The sequence below is a fragment of the Marinobacter sp. GH_1 genome, from assembly GCF_048595985.1.
GTDB classification, from domain to species: Bacteria; Pseudomonadota; Gammaproteobacteria; order Pseudomonadales; family Oleiphilaceae; genus Marinobacter; species Marinobacter shengliensis.
On record NZ_CP184460.1, the window covers coordinates 2,883,668 to 2,901,199 of the forward strand.

At 53.2% G+C, this 17,532-nt stretch carries 17 protein-coding genes; 10 read left to right on the forward strand and 7 right to left on the reverse strand.

The window, feature by feature from the left end:
- Positions 1 to 80: 80 nt before the first annotated feature.
- The 3 genes from ACNSOI_RS13100 to ACNSOI_RS13110 are packed head-to-tail and all read right to left on the reverse strand — an operon-like array spanning position 81 to position 3,050.
- On the reverse strand, positions 81 to 695 hold the full coding sequence (locus ACNSOI_RS13100; RefSeq protein WP_420194241.1) for a DUF2931 family protein: 615 nt from the start codon (positions 693 to 695) through the stop codon (positions 81 to 83).
- A gap of 32 nt (positions 696 to 727) precedes the next feature.
- The gene (locus ACNSOI_RS13105; RefSeq protein ID WP_058089910.1) at positions 728 to 1,318 is read right to left on the reverse strand and encodes a DUF2931 family protein; all 591 of its coding nucleotides are present in this window, start codon (positions 1,316 to 1,318) and stop codon (positions 728 to 730) included.
- Positions 1,308 to 3,050 (reverse strand): type VI secretion system PAAR protein, encoded by a 1,743-nt coding sequence (locus ACNSOI_RS13110; protein WP_420194242.1) that lies wholly within the window; start codon positions 3,048 to 3,050, stop codon positions 1,308 to 1,310. Before ACNSOI_RS13110 ends, ACNSOI_RS13105 begins: the two co-directional genes overlap by 11 nt.
- Positions 3,051 to 3,445: 395 nt before the next feature.
- On the opposite strand from ACNSOI_RS13110, the gene ACNSOI_RS13115 reads away from it, so the two are divergent.
- The 3 genes from ACNSOI_RS13115 (at position 3,446) to ACNSOI_RS13125 (ending at position 5,041) form a co-directional block, all read left to right on the forward strand.
- Positions 3,446 to 4,204 carry a hypothetical protein gene (locus ACNSOI_RS13115; protein WP_420194243.1) on the forward strand — a complete coding sequence of 253 codons (759 nt, stop codon included), beginning with the start codon at positions 3,446 to 3,448 and terminating at the stop codon, positions 4,202 to 4,204.
- A 152-nt stretch (positions 4,205 to 4,356) separates the two neighbouring features.
- Entirely contained in the window at positions 4,357 to 4,743 is a 387-nt protein-coding gene (locus ACNSOI_RS13120) for a glutaredoxin family protein (RefSeq protein WP_058089908.1), read from the forward strand.
- Between the two features lie 16 nt (positions 4,744 to 4,759).
- The gene (locus ACNSOI_RS13125; protein WP_058089907.1) at positions 4,760 to 5,041 is read left to right on the forward strand and encodes a pyrimidine/purine nucleoside phosphorylase; all 282 of its coding nucleotides are present in this window, start codon (positions 4,760 to 4,762) and stop codon (positions 5,039 to 5,041) included.
- 64 nt (positions 5,042 to 5,105) lie between these two features.
- Here the strand turns inward: ACNSOI_RS13125 and ACNSOI_RS13130 are convergent, their stop codons facing one another.
- Positions 5,106 to 5,498: a DUF1622 domain-containing protein gene (locus ACNSOI_RS13130; protein ID WP_058089906.1), complete on the reverse strand. Its 393-nt coding sequence runs from the start codon at positions 5,496 to 5,498 to the stop codon at positions 5,106 to 5,108.
- Between the two features lie 262 nt (positions 5,499 to 5,760).
- On the opposite strand from ACNSOI_RS13130, the gene ACNSOI_RS13135 reads away from it, so the two are divergent.
- Positions 5,761 to 6,941 (forward strand): IS3 family transposase gene (locus ACNSOI_RS13135; protein WP_420194244.1). Its coding sequence is split into 2 segments (ribosomal slippage): positions 5,761 to 6,057 and positions 6,060 to 6,941, totalling 1,179 coding nucleotides; the frame shifts between segments, so codons are not numbered across the junction.
- A 423-nt stretch (positions 6,942 to 7,364) separates the two neighbouring features.
- On the opposite strand, the gene ACNSOI_RS13140 is transcribed toward ACNSOI_RS13135, so the two are convergent.
- From ACNSOI_RS13140 to ACNSOI_RS13150, 3 genes are all read right to left on the reverse strand, one after another.
- Positions 7,365 to 7,808: a pilin gene (locus tag ACNSOI_RS13140; protein WP_058089985.1), complete on the reverse strand. Its 444-nt coding sequence runs from the start codon at positions 7,806 to 7,808 to the stop codon at positions 7,365 to 7,367.
- A 613-nt stretch (positions 7,809 to 8,421) separates the two neighbouring features.
- Positions 8,422 to 10,167, reverse strand: coding sequence for a Wzy polymerase domain-containing protein (locus ACNSOI_RS13145; RefSeq protein WP_420194245.1), 1,746 nt, complete (start codon positions 10,165 to 10,167; stop codon positions 8,422 to 8,424).
- A gap of 64 nt (positions 10,168 to 10,231) precedes the next feature.
- The gene (locus tag ACNSOI_RS13150; RefSeq protein ID WP_058089903.1) at positions 10,232 to 10,681 is read right to left on the reverse strand and encodes a pilin; all 450 of its coding nucleotides are present in this window, start codon (positions 10,679 to 10,681) and stop codon (positions 10,232 to 10,234) included.
- 390 nt (positions 10,682 to 11,071) lie between these two features.
- Between ACNSOI_RS13150 and pilB the strand changes: the two genes are divergently transcribed.
- The 6 genes from pilB to tsaA all read left to right on the forward strand — a co-directional run bounded on the left by pilB (position 11,072) and on the right by tsaA (position 17,490).
- Positions 11,072 to 12,784 carry a type IV-A pilus assembly ATPase PilB gene (pilB, locus tag ACNSOI_RS13155; RefSeq protein ID WP_420194246.1) on the forward strand — a complete coding sequence of 571 codons (1,713 nt, stop codon included), beginning with the start codon at positions 11,072 to 11,074 and terminating at the stop codon, positions 12,782 to 12,784.
- A 2-nt stretch (positions 12,785 to 12,786) separates the two neighbouring features.
- The gene (locus ACNSOI_RS13160; protein WP_420194247.1) at positions 12,787 to 14,007 is read left to right on the forward strand and encodes a type II secretion system F family protein; all 1,221 of its coding nucleotides are present in this window, start codon (positions 12,787 to 12,789) and stop codon (positions 14,005 to 14,007) included.
- Between the two features lie 72 nt (positions 14,008 to 14,079).
- Positions 14,080 to 14,955 carry a prepilin peptidase gene (locus ACNSOI_RS13165; RefSeq protein WP_420194248.1) on the forward strand — a complete coding sequence of 292 codons (876 nt, stop codon included), beginning with the start codon at positions 14,080 to 14,082 and terminating at the stop codon, positions 14,953 to 14,955.
- Between the two features lie 97 nt (positions 14,956 to 15,052).
- Entirely contained in the window at positions 15,053 to 15,658 is a 606-nt protein-coding gene (coaE, locus tag ACNSOI_RS13170) for a dephospho-CoA kinase (RefSeq protein ID WP_420194249.1), read from the forward strand.
- Positions 15,659 to 15,740: 82 nt separating this feature from the next.
- A complete protein-coding gene (locus ACNSOI_RS13175; RefSeq protein WP_420194250.1) occupies positions 15,741 to 16,739 on the forward strand; it encodes a hypothetical protein in 999 nt (332 codons plus the stop codon).
- A gap of 1 nt (position 16,740) precedes the next feature.
- Positions 16,741 to 17,490, forward strand: a complete 750-nt coding sequence (tsaA, locus tag ACNSOI_RS13180) for a tRNA (N6-threonylcarbamoyladenosine(37)-N6)-methyltransferase TrmO (RefSeq protein ID WP_420194251.1) — start codon at positions 16,741 to 16,743, stop codon at positions 17,488 to 17,490.
- Positions 17,491 to 17,532: the final 42 nt, after the last annotated feature.

Genomic DNA, 17,532 nt, shown 5'->3' on the forward strand with positions numbered 1-17,532 from the left:
TAGAGCGTCAGAATGAGCGCGCCGGCACACGTTAACTGACTGGTTCGCTCGGCCATGAAGTATCTTAATTTTCAACATTGCTACTTGGCCGATGAATCAGCCATACCAGGCGGTAATGGAATCGAACCTTCTCTGACATGCTGATAGGTTATGTCCTCGTACCACGCAGGATTACCCTCAACAACTTCGGCGACAACGTTTTCTGCCAGAGGTATGTGAAAGTCGTGGCCGCGGTCGTAATTGCAGGTGTTACAGAACGCCTCCCACCAGGCAAGCGCTTCTCCCTTACCCGAAAACCCAACAATCAGAGTATGACTATAGTCCTCAAGCGGGTAGTCCCGATACCACTGGCGTAAATTGCCATCGAGGTCATCGGGTAGCGAGAAAGTGACTTCATAGAACGTTTGGGTTCGGAAAGAAAACCAGCGGCCCTGCACGGTTCTGGGGGCAGGTTTAGGACTTATCCCCACGACGCCCCCTCCCGGGGGGATATGGTCATAACCACCACGCAGTGACCCGCCACGAGCGCTCCATATTTCATCGAAGGAAATATCTTCTACCCAAACTGGCCATCCCTGCGGCCCACCCGCAACAGAAACGGCAAAGTCGTACTCGCGGGGCTCGGAGGAACAGGCCGAAGCAAAGATCGGTAGCAGGATGATGAAGATTGCTCCAACAGCCGGGCCCTTACACATGCACCTCTCCTGTCTCCTTGTCCATGGAATGGCTACCACGGCGACGGCATACTTCCCTCATCAATCAACTCCTGAGTTTGCAATCGATAGCCGCTCGGATCCCCTTCAACCACTTCGGCCTGGACGTCTTCGATCAGCGGGGTGTTGAAATCGTGACTGCGATCATAGTTGCAGGCATTACAGAAAGCCTCCCACCAAGCCAGCGCCTCGCCCTTACCGGAAAATCCGATAATCAAGGTATGGATATACTCGTCACGTGGGTAGTCCCGAAACCACTTACGCAACTGGTCATCAAGATCCTCCGGCAGCGATAGGGTAACTTCATAGAATGTCTGGGTGCGGTAGGAGAACCAACGGGCATGCACGGTGCTGGGGGCAGGCTTGGGGCCCAATATGGCCACACCACCCATTGGAGGGAGTTGATCGAAACCATGTTCAATTCCCCCAGCCGGTACCCTCCAAGATTGATCAACTATTACTTCGTCAACCCACACAGGCCACCCTTCGGGGCCTCCCGCCACAGACACGGCAAAGTCATATTCCCGAGGTTCCGAGGAGCAAGCTGTTACCAAGACCAGCAATAGAAATGAAAAGGCTACCCTTGCCGTAATGTTATTGCGCATGAGCAACTCCTTTGCTGAGCGGGGTTATGGCCTTAGTTGGCCGGTTGAAAAACACTGTTCGATTACCAGAGGGGTCCGGCTCCAGACCAAGCCGGTAGATGCTGTCAGAGGTGTGGATATATCCACCCAGGTAATCTCCTGACGCATCAAGTAATCCCCCACTTGTATGCCAACTGCTCAGAGCGGCCTGCAAGTCTTGAGGGATTTGGAAGTCCTTGTTGTTGGTATTCATCTGCCTGAGTGGCACGTCGCTCTGCAACGCGAATTCGTACATCCGATGCAGGTTATAGATAGCCAACTCCTTACGGGTATGCCTACGCTCCTGCACGTGGATATCTCCATTTGGCTGCGGCACCGCCACCACAGCCCGGCCTGGGCGCGCGTACTTCGCCTCAAGTTGCGGAATGGCTGTGCGTTGAGTATGGCCGCCGTCCGCAAGACCCGAGTGGATGCCCAGAACGATCTTCTCAATATTCTCGAAGCCCTTGTCTGGATTTTCATAACCGCCGCCCACATCGGAATGGGCACCCGGTACGGCTATTTCCTTAAAGTGGGATGGCCCATTGCCATCTGCATCGAGAATACTACTGAGTGGGAAATTCTTGCGGATCTCATGATGGGCCGTAAGGTGCACCACCCGTTCGGCACTGCTGGGCGAAAGATTCAGGTTAAAGTCGATGTTGGCGTTGTCTCCGGGCAGGTAAAAACTACCCACAGTGTCAAACAGGCCGACGAAATTTACCCGGGCCTTCACACCAGGAGGGAAAGCCGATACCGATTTGACCCCCAGCATCGGCGCAAACAAAGAGGCGCCCTTAAACTGGGGCAGCAGGACCGTTTCAGGTTGTTCATTGATCAGATTGACAAAATGCCGGGCCAGGGCCGCGCCACGGCTGAAGCCGAATACATCGAAGACTACTTCGTCGTAATCCCCGGAAAATATATCTCTTCGCATTCGTTCAAGTGCATAGCCTATTCTGTCATGCCCCCCTTCCGGCCCGATGCCCAATCCCAAACCCATCAGGTCGTCCTGGGACTCAAATCCATCCGGAGTGTGCTTGCCATCAATGGTACCCGGCCCACGAACATAGACCCTCCGGATATTAGTCGTCTCCCTGTAAAGGTCATACAACTTCGCCACATTCGTCACATCGCGGTTCGCCAGGATCTGGTCATGGCCTCGATGGTTGCCAGTGCCATCAAAAAACAGCCCCAGGCGAAGGGTTTTGCCAGACTCATCAATATCCTTGCTGGCCTGAGAAGGGGTTGCGGCTGAGCCAGCCCCTCCACCATCGTGGCTGGACGTGCTATTGCGCAGCTGCGCGCCGGAAGAGGCCTGTGTGCCGTTTGAGCGTGTTTCTGCTGTACTGGATTCTGAGCTCAAAGGCGCAGAGTGAGAATTTGCCCCCGAAACACCAGAGAATGGCAATGGCGCATGGGTATCGCCTACCACCACGCTACTGCTGCCAATGGTGACTCCACCACAGGAAATCGCACCACCGGTTGTAGCAACGGGTAACCCGTTAATGAAAACCGTGCTTGAACCGGAAGCAATAGTACGCGGATGAGGGGAATGCTTGGGTTTGGAGTGCGGGGCAAGTTGGTCACCTACCCGAGCGACGGGCTTGCCGTCGATGAATACATCCGGGGAACTATTGATTACCGGGGTGGGCGGGAAACCCTCGTGGTCGGTACCTAGATCCCCCAACAGCACAACTTTCTTGCCGCTCATGGCTTTGCTCCTTGCTTCTTCCTTGATACCCGAATAATCCCGGGGTTCCTTGACGGGCAATCCTGCCCTTATACAAACTCTATTCTGACCGCATGCGCTCCTTATGCAGCGACGCAGAGTGTATCAGCATGACTCGGCCTGGCGGAAGTATCACCCGGCTTGATCCTGACCGGCAACGGAATATTAAGCCCCCATCATTCTCCCATGATTCGCGCGGCCCGTTCATCCATGCAGCTTCGGACAAACGTTTTCACGACGTCCTGGTCCCCAGATTTATAAAAATCTACCATGAAGAACTTCGGGATTTCCCGTGAAGTTGGGGTCAGACCCCGGAACATTTCAGGTCACCAAATGTCTTGGGGTCTGACCCCAAATTTAAACGGGAGCTGTTCGTTATGGTACGCCTCTTTCTTCTTGCCCTCTCCATGGCCGCAAGCGCTGGTCTCTCGACACCGGCCGCAGCTGATGAAACACGTGACTGGACGCTAACGGTCGAAACCGGGCCCGTCTGGCTTTCCCGCAACGATGTGCAGATACCGAACGACAGCTCAGGAGATCGCTTTGACCTCCTGAAACTGACCGGACAGGGAGCCGACCCGTATTTCCGGGTGCATTTGGCCTACCAGCTATCTGACAAGCATTCCGTCAGTCTTCTTTATGCCCCATTACGCACTTATGGCCATGGCACGCTGCCCAGCGATGTGCGCTTTGCTGGGGAAACGTTTGAAGCAGGAGGCAGCGTAAAAGGCGTTTATAAATTCAACACCTACCGGCTCGGCTGGCGCTATCACTGGCCAGAGCATGGCGACTGGAAACTAAGCGCCGGGGCCACGCTGCTGGTCCGCGATGCCAATGTTCGACTCAGCCAGGGCACCACAAGCGCCGATGACCCAGACCTTGGCGTAGTCCCACTGCTGTCTTTTCAGGCCCGACGGGCTTTTGCTCAACGCTGGGCTCTAGAGTTTGACGTGGAGGGCCTTGGCGCGCCCCAGGGCCGGGCGATTGATGCCGCCGTGGCCGTAACCTATCAACTGTCGCCGCAGCTGGAAGGCCGGCTCGGCTACCGAACTCTGGAAGGCGGAGCAGATAACGACACCGTCTACACCTTTGCCTGGGCCCACTATGGCTTGCTTGGATTAGGCTACCGCTTCTAGGCGCGCGGCTGGCCACCACGATTTGGGGTCAGACCCCAGAACATTTGATGGGGTGAAATGTCTTGGGGTCTGACCCCAAATTATCAGCCGTGGTATCCTTGCCGCCCTGTTTCCAGTACATCCGTTCATCTGCAACTAGTTTAGGTTTTCTTATGCGAATGATTATTCGAGCTTTTTTCCGCCTGCTGCGGCTGGTTCTCACGCCATTTATGTTGCTTTCAGAGAAACTCAGTACACCGAAGGCCATCAGCCGTTCGCCTGAGCAGCAAGCAGAGATTGATAAGGCCACTGAAAACCTGGCGCTCTACCAGTTCCGGGCCTGCCCGTTTTGCATCAAAGTTCGTAAAGAGATGGCTCGGCTGGGGCTGAATATCGAGCTGCGTAATGCACAACACGACCCGGCGCATCGTGAGGATCTGTTGAATGGCGGCGGCACCGTAAAAGTGCCCTGCCTGCTAATCACTGATGACCAGGGTGAGAAGCAATGGATGTATGAATCTGGTGATATCAACGCCTGGCTCAATCGGCAGTTTGGATAAATAAGGGGTAATGACCATGTTAAACGTAAACGAATACTTCGGCGGCAAGGTAAAATCCATTGCCTTCCAAGGTGAGTCTCTGCCTGCAACCGTAGGTGTGATCAGTTCCGGTGAGTACGAGTTCGGGACCAGTAAAAAAGAAGTGATGACCGTTGTGAGCGGCGCATTAACCGTTCAGCTTCCGGGTAGCGATAGCTGGACCCGCTACGGGGCCGGCGATGCCTTTGAAGTAGCGGCCAACACCAGCTTCAAGGTGAAGGCTGACGTAGATACCGCCTATTTCTGCACCTACGAATAACAACATGGGGGTCAGACCCCAGAACATTTGGCAGGGTGAAATGTCTTGGGGTCTGACCCCGAATTCACTCACCCTCGCCGTTGTGATCGGATAAACGGCCAGATTGTGCCGACTGGTGAGTTCGTTCCATTTCACGCTCCAGAAAGTAGCTCAGCACCACCCTGATCAGCACAACAGCACCGAGCATGGCAATATGCTCCCAAGCGGGCGCTATAACGCTTTTGATGATGTCTGCGCCGATAAAAATATCCAGCGCCAACAGAAGATGAGCACCCAGGCGCTCACGAATACGAGCAGTTTTTCTCACCAGCTTCGCGTGAGCGCCTCTGTGGCCAGTCAGCAGTGTGAGGAAACGAATGACAGCCTCCGCAACACCCCAGACAACAACAGCCACACCCAGCAGGCTTATCAGGTAGAACAACATCGTCACGATACGGACAGTCAGGTCTTCGAGCATGAAGTCTCCAGGTGTGAGGGCATGAGAAGCTGCCTGCAGAACAGCATCTCATTCAGATTGTAGCTGGTGAAAAACTTTGTCGCCGTTCAAGTTGGAACGACGACTATTTGGTTCGCCTACTAACGGCCTGATTTCAGTGATATGTTTAATGATTATTGAGCCGGACATCAAAAAGAGCACACAAACAACACCATGAAACGCGACCTGGACTTCCCCCAATTCAGTGGACACGCATCGATAACTCCGCAGGAGGAGCAAACCGATGCCGGAAATGATCACGGGGAAGAAAACCCAGCAGTACACCACTGAGTTCAAGGTCAAAGCGGTGGAGTGGAGTCACCAGGCCCACCGCAGCGTCAAAAGCGTTGCCGAAGCGCTGGATATTCACCCCTTCATGCTGTCACGCTGGCGAAAGGAATACCGTGAAGGAAAGTTCGCCATGAAACGGGTCAAGAAAGCGCCAGCCGACGCCAAAAAGAAAATACAGGAACAGGATGAGATTGCCCGCCTGAAACGCCGAGTGTCGGAGCTTCAGGAGGAAAACGACATCCTAAAAAAGTTTCAACGTTTTCAGGCCGAGGAACGACGGAAGCGTTCCGGTTCGTCTGGAAACACCGACGGGAACACAACGTAAAAGCGCTGTGTCGGCACTTGAAGGTGTCGCGGTCTGGTTACTATGCCTGGGCAAACCGGAAGCCTGGCCTGAGAGCCACTGAGAACGCCGAACTGCTGTTGAAGATCCGCCGTGTATACGACAGCAGCAAAGGGCGCTATGGCAGCCCCAGGGTCTATCAGGCCCTGCGCCGGGAAGGCGAACAGGTTGGCGAGAATCGTGTGGCGCGCCTGATGCAGAAATGGGGCATGAAAGCGCGAGTGATGCGAGTGTATCGCCGAATGAGCAAGCGCCGTGACGAACTCAAAGCTCTTCCTAATCACCGCCTGAGCGTCGAGAAGCCCGTGGCGGTGAATCAGCAATGGAGCAGTGACGTTACCTACATCAAGCTAGGTCGAAAATACGTGTTCCTGGCGGTGGTTCTGGATCTGTTCTCGCGCAGGATTATCAGCTGGCGATTGGATGAAAGCCTGAATGCGGCACTGGCCAAAGGTGCCCTGAGAGAGGCGTTTGCAGCGAGGCGACCGGAAGCAGGTCTGTTGTTCCACACCGATCGAGGCACGGAATACCGGGCTCAGAAAACACAGGCGTTTCTGAACCAGAACAGCGTGCGCCACAGCATGAATCGACCGGGACAATGCACAGACAACGCTGAGGTTGAATCCTTCTTCAAAACCTTGAAGGGAGAATTGCTGCATGCGACCAGCTTTGTGACGATGCGGCAGTTACGGAAACATATAAAAGACTATATTGAGGGCTTTTATAACAGTCACCGGCTACACAGTGGCCTTGGCTACCGGACTCCGATAGAGTTCGAGGGAATTAACTGATGGGGCGTGTCCATTTTATTGGGGGAAGTCCAACCGCGCCAGAGCCTACATACGCAACCGCCTTGTATTCCTTTGCATCATTCTTCTGATTGCTGTGTTCACCGCCCGCTTCCTGTTCCCCCAGGGTGAACCTGTCGTTCAGCGAGTGCAGGGGACTATTATTGAAATCAATCAGGGTGAAGGCGAGAGCCTGAGGACCGGAACCTCGACATCTCTTAGAACCGCGAGAGTCCAGCTTGCTGATGGTTCAGAGACACGGGTAATGATCAGCGGGCCCGGTCTTCAGCCGGGGCAGAGCATCCAACTGATTGAGCAGCGATTTCCCGATGGAACTCTGCGCTACAGTTACCCCAGGGCGGAGCTATAGTAGCCAGTGCAGGGGGAGGCAGTTACCCATGATCATAATGGGGCCTGCCCACAACTTCAGAGCACGGTGCAATTTGCTGGTGTGTAGCTGGCCCGCCATTGGGCGGCGGCTGATTTATCGATGACACAACGCCATTCCCCTGCCACAGCGCGCTCATATCGCAGTATGACGCCTGCCAAGTTGGGGTGAGCATTGCCCCCCATGGTCACTTGCAGGTGACCAGATCCGTCAGAGTTCAAGGTGCCGATCTCGGTGGCAACATTACCTGTGGTGAGGTTTGAGGGGCTATAACCAAGAGATTGGTTATTGAGACCAGAAGTACCTGTGGTGTTGGCCTCAAATCCAGAGCGATAGGCGCCAAGTTCGCTAACCGCCCGCCCGATTTGACTTTTTACGAGGTATCCCTGATACGCCGGGATGGCTACCGCTGCCAAAATGCCGATTATTGCAACAACGATCATTAACTCAATCAGAGTGAAACCTTTGGTATGGTTTTCCATTACTTCGCCTCGCTGAATAATCCCTAGAGCATCATCAGCAAGATGGGGGCCATGTTTGTCGAGATAAACCAATTGCATATTCCCGCCCGCCTTGAACACCCAGCCGGAACGAAAGTGAATACTTATTCTGTTCTTGAAGCCTTACATTACAGGCAGCACCATTCATTTAAGGTGCCCCACAATACTAACCAAAGAACACTTCTTCCGACGTTCGCTAAGCCAAACAGTCTTCTGGACTGGTTACTCGACTGCTCAACGATCCGGTTGATGTGTGTTTTAAACAACTTGGCAAAACTCACCCCTTTGAGATAATACCGGCCCTGCAAGCCATTGCGCCCTCTCCGACTCATAACCTTGATCATTTATCCACTGAACCTCGCCACTACTCACCTCGAATAGTGCTGCTGTGGCAGCCGAGCAATTCAGCAATCTGACTCTGTATTTTTCCGGCCACACGCAGGGCCAACACCAGGTGTCTTCGTGCTCGGGTTGATTGCCAGTGCTTCATCGCCGGTTCGCTTTAAGGAATAAAGCCTGTGAGGGTGCCACCGACGCGCGCCCTCACTAGGTTAAGTCAAACTGCTGCAATTAATATCTGGATTCACGCTAATAGTTACTTCCGATCTAACCAAAACTCCATGCCTTCAAGTATACAAGCCTCAAAATATGACATATCCAATGGAACATGTTCATTAATAGACTTCAAATCTCGCGACAGAATGTTAACACCATCGGGATAAAGTCTAACTGCTGTACGAATTCGATCGCAAGCTACATCCCCCCCATGCACCACCGCAGTCAATGCAGCCCGCCTGTGCAGGAACAGCTGTGAGGGCCAGGTCTCGACGAAGTGATCAACTTCCATTAGTTGGCGTTCATAACCACCCGAAGGCGGATCCAATCGCAAAATTCGCACACTCATCGCGCCTTTGCCCAGAATACTGCTTCGAGAGATATCTTGGAGTCGATATTGATCGGAGTCATCAATATCAAGAGTCTGAAATATACGAACAACATGCACATAGTCGCGAACCGCATAAACGGAAACCAGAAGCGCCACAATCAATACTATTGAAGTTATACCAATCAACACGGGCCTTTGGGACCAAGAGATTTTGTACTTAGAATCAAACAAACTGAGAAAAGCCACAAAAATTAGCAGGAAGGGAGAGAACCAGAATGAAAACTCTACTTGATTCTGCAACAACATAACAGCGACTATTGCAGCCGAAAATACGAATACCGGCGTTCTTGGCCTAGTCCAATACAAGAATAGAAGGTAGAAACAAAACGACAGAAAAACCAATAGTCCCAGAAGGCCATATTCTACCAGCAACATCAACAAGAGGTTATGCGGGTGTGTCCACATCAATTGGTTATTCACCGGATAGCCAGACACCTCCATTGTCATACTAAACAGAGGATAGCTACCCGGACCATTACCCAGCCAGAGACTGTCAAGCTCTGATACTCCTCCAATGACTTTTTTCCACTCACCAACCCGCTGAACGTCGCCAAACCTGAGGCGCGCATCAGATATTTCTGAAAAGCTTTCTCTATCAATCAATCCCGCTTGAACCGACCTTTTCGTCAGGAATTCATCCGCAACAGGAACAACTGAGTATGCAAGTACAAGCGATAATAACGTTAATAAAACACCTTTCGACCATAGGGTCTGCCAGCGGAATGAAACTGAAAAATAATTACGAATAAACTCAATCAACGATATAAGGCAGAGGATCGCGATCCCCAAATAAAAGAATCGACTGCCTGTTAAAACGGCGCCAATGCAGAGCCAGAAGGGATAAAGCAACCACAGTTTGGAACGGACTTTTCCAGTTGCAAAAAGATAGATAAATGAAATCAACCCCATCAGCACGACAAGAGCAGTAAGGTTTGGCTGCCCCAACGCACCGATCATCCTAGGGCCGCCGTCTGCAATCCATGGAAGAGCAGGTGTCAGCAACCCATAATAGCGAAGTATACCCAATAAAACAGAAAGGCCAGCTACTACAGTGGTGAACCATGCCAAGGCTCCAGCTACACTCGAGTCCGAATAGCGCTCTGTTAGAGTGGAAATCGCTACGGAAACTAAAAGTGCCGTCAAGAGAGATACCAGATACACGAACGCATGGTAATGATCCAAACCATCCAACAAAACAAATCCGGCAAATATCACGAACAAAAAAGATGCCGAGCGAGAGACAGCTAAATCCGCCCCCCTTTTGTACATCACGGTAAAGAAAAGAAAGAGCCCCCCTATTACACCTAGAAAGTTTTTTACAAAGTCCACATCTGGGTAAAAATTCAGCGGCACAAGAAATGACAGGGCGCTAATGAATACAGTAAGGCGGATCATCAATGGTAATCCCTCATAAAAAAAGGGCGCTCAAAAGAGCGCCCTTTCACTACTAACTAAATAATCAGTTACAGCCAGCAGGAATGTATGAGGCCTTCCATGCTGTCGCACCGCCCTGAGCAACAGTACAAGTCCATCCCCCATTAGCAGCACGTGTCAGGGTGATCGTCGCACCTGTAATACCAGCACCAGCGTTCTGACCAAGCGTTGCAACCAAGCTGCCAGTACCGCCGGCGAAGTTGGCATTAGACGCCGAAGTCTCAGTGGTCAAGTTTGAACCAGTGAAGCCCAAGTCGGCATAGGTATTGGTTGTGATGCCACGAGTTAGACGTTCTTCCACGGCTGTCCGGAGGGAAGATAGCTCACTATATGCACGATTCACCTGAGTACGCGCGGTGTAATCCTGATACTGCGGAATAGCAATGGCAGCCAAGATACCGATGATCGCCACAACGATCATCAGTTCGATCAGGGTGAAACCCTTCTGACCATGGTTCATCTTGATTTCTTGCATGTTATCGACCTCTAGAGTTGTCGTTTCTTTTTCAAAGCTCCGACGGTCGGGAACCTTCCCAACCAGTCTCGCTGAGCCTGTGATAAGCTAAGCAGACAGTGTGCCAATTGCAAGATAATGTTAAAAACAAAAGTACATTCAGGGTGTTGCAGCCATTCGTGACGCACATCACACACGACAGATCTACCGTGACATCGCCCCAACACGTCCAGGAGTGACGTTTTTTGTCACCACCTACTTACGCAAGCCGACAAGCACACTTAAACGACATGTCTTTGAGAAAGATCAAACCTGAGACTCACCCCGCTTTCCAAACCACGGCCATGCATCTAAACTCTGTGTTCATAAACTCGAGTTTCAGCCACTTACAAGACTTTCCTCAGAGCATTTATGGCGAGCAACAACCGAAACGTGACATTGACAGGCTTAGCCCGTCGATTTGTGGATGACGGGCTTCTGGACGAAGATACCGCCAAGGATGCATTCCTTCAGGCTTCCCAGAACCGCATTCCACTGATCACCTACCTCACCCAGAACCACCTTGCGGACAGCTCCAAACTGGCGTTCTCTGCTGCCATGGAGTTTGGCGTCTCGGTGCTAGACCTGGATTCTTTCCTGCCGGAAATGATGCCGGAGAAGGTGGTTGACGAGAAGCTGGTACGGAAACACAACGCCCTACCCCTGTATAAACGAGGCAACCGACTATTCATCGCAGTGTCGGACCCCACCAATATTCAGGCCTTGGATGAGATCAAATTCAACACCGGCCTCAGCACCGATGCAATCCTGGTGGATGATGCAAAGCTGCGCACCGCTATCGACAAGTATCTGGAATCCCATGACACCACCATGGGTGACCTGGACGATGCAGACTTGGAAGGTGTGGAAACTGAGGGCGGCGAGCAGGATGACGACGGCGCCGTCAGTGCTACCGAAGTAGATGACGCACCTATTGTTAAGTACGTGAACAAGATGCTGCTGGATGCCATCCGCGGCGGCGCTTCCGATATTCACTTCGAGCCTTATGAAAAGATCTACCGGGTTCGCTACCGGACCGACGGTATCCTGAAAGAGATTTCCCGCCCGTCTATCAAACTTGCCCCCAAGATCTCAGCGCGAGTAAAGATCATGGCGCAACTGGACATCTCGGAGCGGCGTATTCCTCAGGACGGTCGGATCAAAATGAAGCTGTCCAAGACCAAGGCCATCGACTTCCGGGTAAACACCCTCCCCACCCTCTGGGGCGAAAAAATTGTGCTGCGGATTCTGGACCCGAGTCAAGCCAAGTTGGGCATCGACGTGCTCGGTTACGAGGAAGACCAGAAGCAACTGTATATGGATGCATTGGCCCAGCCCCAGGGTATGATTCTGGTAACCGGGCCGACCGGTTCCGGTAAAACCGTTTCCCTATATACCGGTCTGAACATTCTGAACACTCCGGGCATCAACATATCTACAGCAGAAGACCCGGCGGAAATTAACCTGGAAGGCATCAACCAGGTTAACGTGAACACCAAAGTAGGCCTGGGCTTCGCTGAAGCGTTGCGAGCGTTCCTGAGGCAAGACCCGGATGTGATCATGGTGGGCGAGATCCGGGATCTGGAGACCGCCAACATTGCGATCAAGGCGGCACAAACCGGACACCTGGTTCTGTCTACCCTTCACACCAACAGCGCTGCGGAAACCCTGACTCGAATGATGAACATGGGGGTGCCCGCGTTCAACATCGCCACATCCGTAAGCCTGATCATCGCCCAGCGCCTTGGCCGCCGGTTATGCAGCTGCAAACAGCCGGCAGATATCCCGAAAGACGTGCTTTTGAAGGAAGGGTTCACACAAGAACAAATTGATACAGGCTTCACGTTGTACCGCCCCAAGGGCTGTGATAAATGCTCTAGTGGATACAAAGGCCGCGTCGGTATTTACGAGGTGGTGAAGATTACTGAAGAGCTGGCGAGCATGATTATGGAAGAAGCCAGTTCCATAAAAATTGCAAAACAAGCGCAGGCAGAAGGCTTCCGCAATTTAAGGCAATCCGCTCTTCTGAAAGTGATGGAAGGGGTGACCAGCCTTGAGGAAGCCAACCGCGTGACGAAGGATTAAGCATGGCAGAAAAAGCGCAAAAGCTGGAATCATACGTTTGGGAAGGCAAAGACCGGAAGGGCAACAAGACCAAGGGAGAGTTGACCGGCTCTAACCTGGCCTTGGTGAAAGCCCAACTGAGAAAGCAGGGCATTATTCCGGATAAGGTTAAGAAAAAGCCCAAGCCTTTGTTTGGTGGCAGCAAGAAGATCACACCGTTTGATATTGCGATGCTGACCCGCCAGTTGGCCACTATGATGAAAGCTGGCGTACCGTTAGTTCAGAGCTTCGATATTGTCGCGGACGGACTTGAGAACAAAGGCTTGCAGGAACTGGTGATGAGTATCCGAAACGATATTTCCTCCGGTACCGGGTTTGCTTCTGCCCTGCGCAAGCATCCCAAACATTTCGATGACCTCTACTGCAATCTAGTTGATTCCGGTGAAAAGGCCGGTGCGCTTGAGCAAATGCTGGATCGCATTGCCACATATCTTGAGAAGACAGAGCTGCTAAAGAAAAAAGTAAAGAAAGCTATGACTTACCCCATTGCGGTAATCGTTGTGGCCATTGTGGTCACCGCCATCCTTCTGGTGAAAGTGGTTCCGCAATTTGAAAGCTTGTTCCAAGGTTTCGGCGCCGACCTCCCGGTGTTCACACAAATGGTAGTGAGAATGTCCGAGTGGCTACAAACGTGGTGGTTCGTAGTATTACTTGGGATTGTCGGCACCATTTTTCTATTCAAGGAATCCAAACGCCGCTCCCAGAAATTCTCTGATATCGTGGACAAATATGTCCTCAAGCTGCCAGTAGTGGGCGAAATCCTGGACAAATCCGCCGTCGCCAAGTTCGGCCGAGTGCTCTCCACCACCTTCGCCGCCGGTGTTCCCCTGGTGGACGCCCTGGACTCCGTTGCCGGAGCGACCGGCAACGCGGTTTACCGAGATGCCATTATGAGAATCAAAAACGATGTCTCAAGCGGCACACAACTGCAGGCCACTATGCGCCAGCAGGATATCTTCCCTGTAATGGCGGTGCAGCTCACTGCCATCGGTGAGGAATCCGGTAATCTGGACGAAATGCTGCGTAAAGTCGCCGAGCACTATGAGGCTGTAGTAGATGATATGGTCGACAACCTCACCGCCCTGATGGAGCCAATGATTATGGCGGTTCTGGGTGTCCTTGTAGGCGGCCTGATCATTGCCATGTACCTGCCAATCTTCCAGATGGGTCAAGTTGTCGGCTAAACACCACCCTTTCCTGCTCCCCACCCTCTCCGGGGAGCAGGCACTCAATCAATCTTATCAATGAGTTTTTGAATGCCCTCTCTCGACCAATTCCTCTCCACCCCCTGGCTCCTTTACCTAACCGTCACCCTATTCTCCCTCTGCATAGGCAGCTTCCTGAACGTCGTCATCCTGCGCCTGCCGAAAATGATGCAACAGGAATGGCGTTGCCAGTGCGAGGAATTCCTGGAAGTACCGGAGAAGCAAAGAAAGCGGGAGACACCACTCTCCCTCTCGAAACCCGCTTCCACCTGCCCCTCCTGCGGCCACCAGATCCGGGCCTGGGAAAATATCCCGGTAATCAGCTGGCTGGTGCTTCGGGGCAAGTGTTCATCGTGCAAGGCATCGATCTCACCACGCTACCCTATCATTGAAGCCATCACCGCGATCTTCTCAGTCATGACCGTCGCTCTACTGGGGCCGACTGAAGCGGCGCTCTGGGCCTTGCTGCTGGTTTGGGCCCTGGTGGCGCTGACGATGATCGATTTCGACACGCAGCTGTTGCCAGACAGCATTACCCTGCCCCTGATGTGGCTGGGACTGGTGTTGAACTATTTCGGCGTGCTGACGGACTTTAACAGTGCCTTCTGGGGTGCTGTGGCGGGGTATTTGTCGCTGTGGTCGGTGTACTGGCTGTTCAAGCTGGTGACTGGCAAAGAAGGCATGGGGCACGGGGATTTCAAGCTGTTGGCGGCGCTGGGCGCCTGGCTGGGGTGGCAGTTGTTGCCGGCGGTGATTCTGCTGTCGTCTCTGGTGGGGGCGGTGGTTGGTATTGCGCTGATGGTGTTCAAAAAGCATGGGCGCGAGGTGCCAATTCCGTTTGGGCCTTATCTGGCGGCGGCTGGGTTGCTGTGTTTGTGGTTTGGGGTGGAGATTCAGGCGATTTGGTTTGGGTTTTTGGGGGTTTGAGGGTATCGCTGCTTTGGTGATTGTCGCGGGCAGAAGGGTGGGGTCTGACCCCGTTCGGGGTCAGACCCCTTTGTAGACTGGTTGTTGGAGTATTTATTTGAAGATTGTTGGTTTAACTGGCGGGATTGGTTCCGGTAAGTCTACGGTGGTGCGTATCTTTGGGGATTTGGGTGTGCACTGGGTGGATGCGGATGATGTGGCGCGGGAGGTGGTTGAGCCTGGAACGGCTGGGTTGGCCGCGATTGCTGAGCATTTTGGCCGCGAGATTCTGCAGGCAGACGGCGCACTGGACCGGGCGGCGCTTCGGCAGCGGGTGTTTGAGAACCCGGAGGAACGGAATTGGCTCGAACGCCTGTTACATCCGGTCATTCGCGAGGAGCTAGTCAGGCAACTGCAATCACCGGAAGCCCCCTATAGCCAGCCTTATGTGCTACTGGTTTCGCCATTATTACTGGAAACCGATCAGCATGAACTGGTGGACCGCATTGTCGTAGTAGATGTACCGGAAGACATTCAGATTGAACGCACCATGGCGCGGGATGATAATAGCCAAGCTCAGGTTGAGCGCATTATGGCTGCGCAAATGGCCAGGGATGAGCGGCGTTCACGGGCAGACGCTGTTATTGATAATAACCGCCCTTTACAGGATGTGGAGCGCCAGGTTTGTGAATTGCATAATCGGTTCCTGTTTGAGTTTCGTTAAGGAGCCTCGGCTAAGACATCTGGCCGCCCCGCTTTTGCTTCATACGTTGCTTGCTTCATCGCTTGCTCATTCAGCAGAGCCAGTGTTTACAGTACGAGATTCTGCCATTCCGGATGTGCTTGCACCGGAGTCACTCCCTTACTCGTTCTATACGTTTGAGCCCGATGAATACTGGGCAGAACCAGAAGATTCCTGGTGGATGAGTTTCAGCAACTGGGTGATCCGCCAGGAACGCATTCATGGCAGCACGGTCCAGAACTTTGGCGCCTGGGCCGATCGCACTTTGTCTGGTTCTACGCATTCGCTACCAAACAACGAGAGTTATCTGAGAATCGGGTTTGCGGCGGAATCCGAGTACAGTGATCCGGCGCAGTTCAAACCGGAACTGCGATTCCGGCTGGATGTGCCCACCACCCAGCAGAAGCTGCGCCTGGTCATCGAGAGTGAAAGCGATGAACTGATCCCGCTGGGCGAACGGGAACGGGACAGGCAACTCACGGAGCCCAACCGTACCGATACGGAAACCACCGGTGCACTGCGTTTCCTTGCACAGGTGGGCGACGCCATCAACCTGTCCACCGATGTCGGCGGCCGCCTGAGATTACCGCCAGAGATGTTCTGGCGAACCACCGCCAGCAAGGGGTGGCAACTGGATGATGCCTGGGCGCTGAACGTGCAACAGCGAGTATATTATTACCATACCCGGGGATGGGGTGCCCGGTCATGGTTCGGCGCCGACCGGTCACTTGGCAACGGCTGGCACTTCTACACGTCATCGGAGCTCGAGTGGTTGCACCAGGATCGCAAGTTTGAGGCGGCACAAATACTCAGCACGCGCAAACGGCTCAGCCATCGGTCCGTCCTCACCCCCAGGCTGGGGGCACTTGGTGAGAGCCAGCCATCGTGGCGAACCACCTCATACTTTGCCGATATTACCTGGCGCTATCGGTTATACGAAAGCTGGTTGTTTGCGGAGCTTATCCCGGCCATGGAGTTTCCACGCGAGAAGGGCTTTAAAGATCAGGCTTCGGTGGTTTTTCGAATCGAAATGTACTTTTCGGGCATGATTGATCGACAATGATATGACAAGACCACGCCATAAATCACGACCGGCAGACCAGGCTCTCACACTTACCCCCATTGCCATTACCCGCTCTTGCTTCAAAGACAAGTTCGGCGTACCACGCCAACCGGGGCTCACGCGCCATGCCCATGCCGAACTGCTGATCCAGAGCCCATTTGACCGGGAGGACGCTTTCCGTGGCCTGGAAACCGCCAGTCATCTGTGGCTTACGTTTCAGTTCCACGAAGCCATTCGCGCCGAGTGGCGGCCGGTGGTTCGCCCTCCAAGGCTGGGCGGTAACAAGAAGATCGGCGTATTCGCCAGTCGCTCGCCTTTCAGGCCGAACAGCCTTGGTTTGTCAGTGGTCAGGAACGAGGGGTTGATTCGCAAAAACGGGCAACTGATTCTGCGCATTAGCGACCACGACCTGATCGAAGGCACGCCAATTCTGGACATCAAACCCTATTTGCCGTTTGCCGACTCCGTGCCAGAGGCTTCCCTCGGCTGGGCGGAATCGGCACCCACCGAGCGCACCGACGTGGTGTTCAGCGCTGAGGCCACCAAGCAACTGGCTGCCCTATCAGCGGATGATTATCCGGATGCGCAAGCGCTAATCGAAGATGTTGTCAGCTACGACCCCAGACCATCGTTTCGCCGCGGCCGGGATGAAGAGCGCATCTACGGCGCCAACCTTTATGATCTGAATGTGCGTTTCCGGTTTGTGAACGATGATTCAAAGATACGTGTGGAAGTCATATCCGTCTGTTAAACTGCTGCTGGTGATTTTGTAGTCGACACAGGGAACTTGTGC

What these genes read in the sequence shown, in the direction of transcription:
- ACNSOI_RS13100 (WP_420194241.1), bottom strand. Translation starts at nt 695, where the DNA reads ATGTGTAAGGGCCCGGCTGTTGGAGCAATCTTCATCATCCTGCTACCG.
- ACNSOI_RS13145 (WP_420194245.1), bottom strand. Translation starts at nt 10,167, where the DNA reads ATGATCCGCCTTACTGTATTCATTAGCGCCCTGTCATTTCTTGTGCCG.
- ACNSOI_RS13130 (WP_058089906.1), bottom strand. Translation starts at nt 5,498, where the DNA reads ATGCTCGAAGACCTGACTGTCCGTATCGTGACGATGTTGTTCTACCTG.
- pilB (WP_420194246.1), top strand. Translation starts at nt 11,072, where the DNA reads ATGGCGAGCAACAACCGAAACGTGACATTGACAGGCTTAGCCCGTCGA.
- tsaA (WP_420194251.1), top strand. Translation starts at nt 16,741, where the DNA reads ATGACAAGACCACGCCATAAATCACGACCGGCAGACCAGGCTCTCACA.
- ACNSOI_RS13110 (WP_420194242.1), bottom strand. Translation starts at nt 3,050, where the DNA reads ATGAGCGGCAAGAAAGTTGTGCTGTTGGGGGATCTAGGTACCGACCAC.
- ACNSOI_RS13140 (WP_058089985.1), bottom strand. Translation starts at nt 7,808, where the DNA reads ATGGAAAACCATACCAAAGGTTTCACTCTGATTGAGTTAATGATCGTT.
- ACNSOI_RS13150 (WP_058089903.1), bottom strand. Translation starts at nt 10,681, where the DNA reads ATGCAAGAAATCAAGATGAACCATGGTCAGAAGGGTTTCACCCTGATC.
- ACNSOI_RS13160 (WP_420194247.1), top strand. Translation starts at nt 12,787, where the DNA reads ATGGCAGAAAAAGCGCAAAAGCTGGAATCATACGTTTGGGAAGGCAAA.
- ACNSOI_RS13125 (WP_058089907.1), top strand. Translation starts at nt 4,760, where the DNA reads ATGTTAAACGTAAACGAATACTTCGGCGGCAAGGTAAAATCCATTGCC.
- ACNSOI_RS13115 (WP_420194243.1), top strand. Translation starts at nt 3,446, where the DNA reads ATGGTACGCCTCTTTCTTCTTGCCCTCTCCATGGCCGCAAGCGCTGGT.
- ACNSOI_RS13105 (WP_058089910.1), bottom strand. Translation starts at nt 1,318, where the DNA reads ATGCGCAATAACATTACGGCAAGGGTAGCCTTTTCATTTCTATTGCTG.
- ACNSOI_RS13120 (WP_058089908.1), top strand. Translation starts at nt 4,357, where the DNA reads ATGCGAATGATTATTCGAGCTTTTTTCCGCCTGCTGCGGCTGGTTCTC.
- ACNSOI_RS13165 (WP_420194248.1), top strand. Translation starts at nt 14,080, where the DNA reads ATGCCCTCTCTCGACCAATTCCTCTCCACCCCCTGGCTCCTTTACCTA.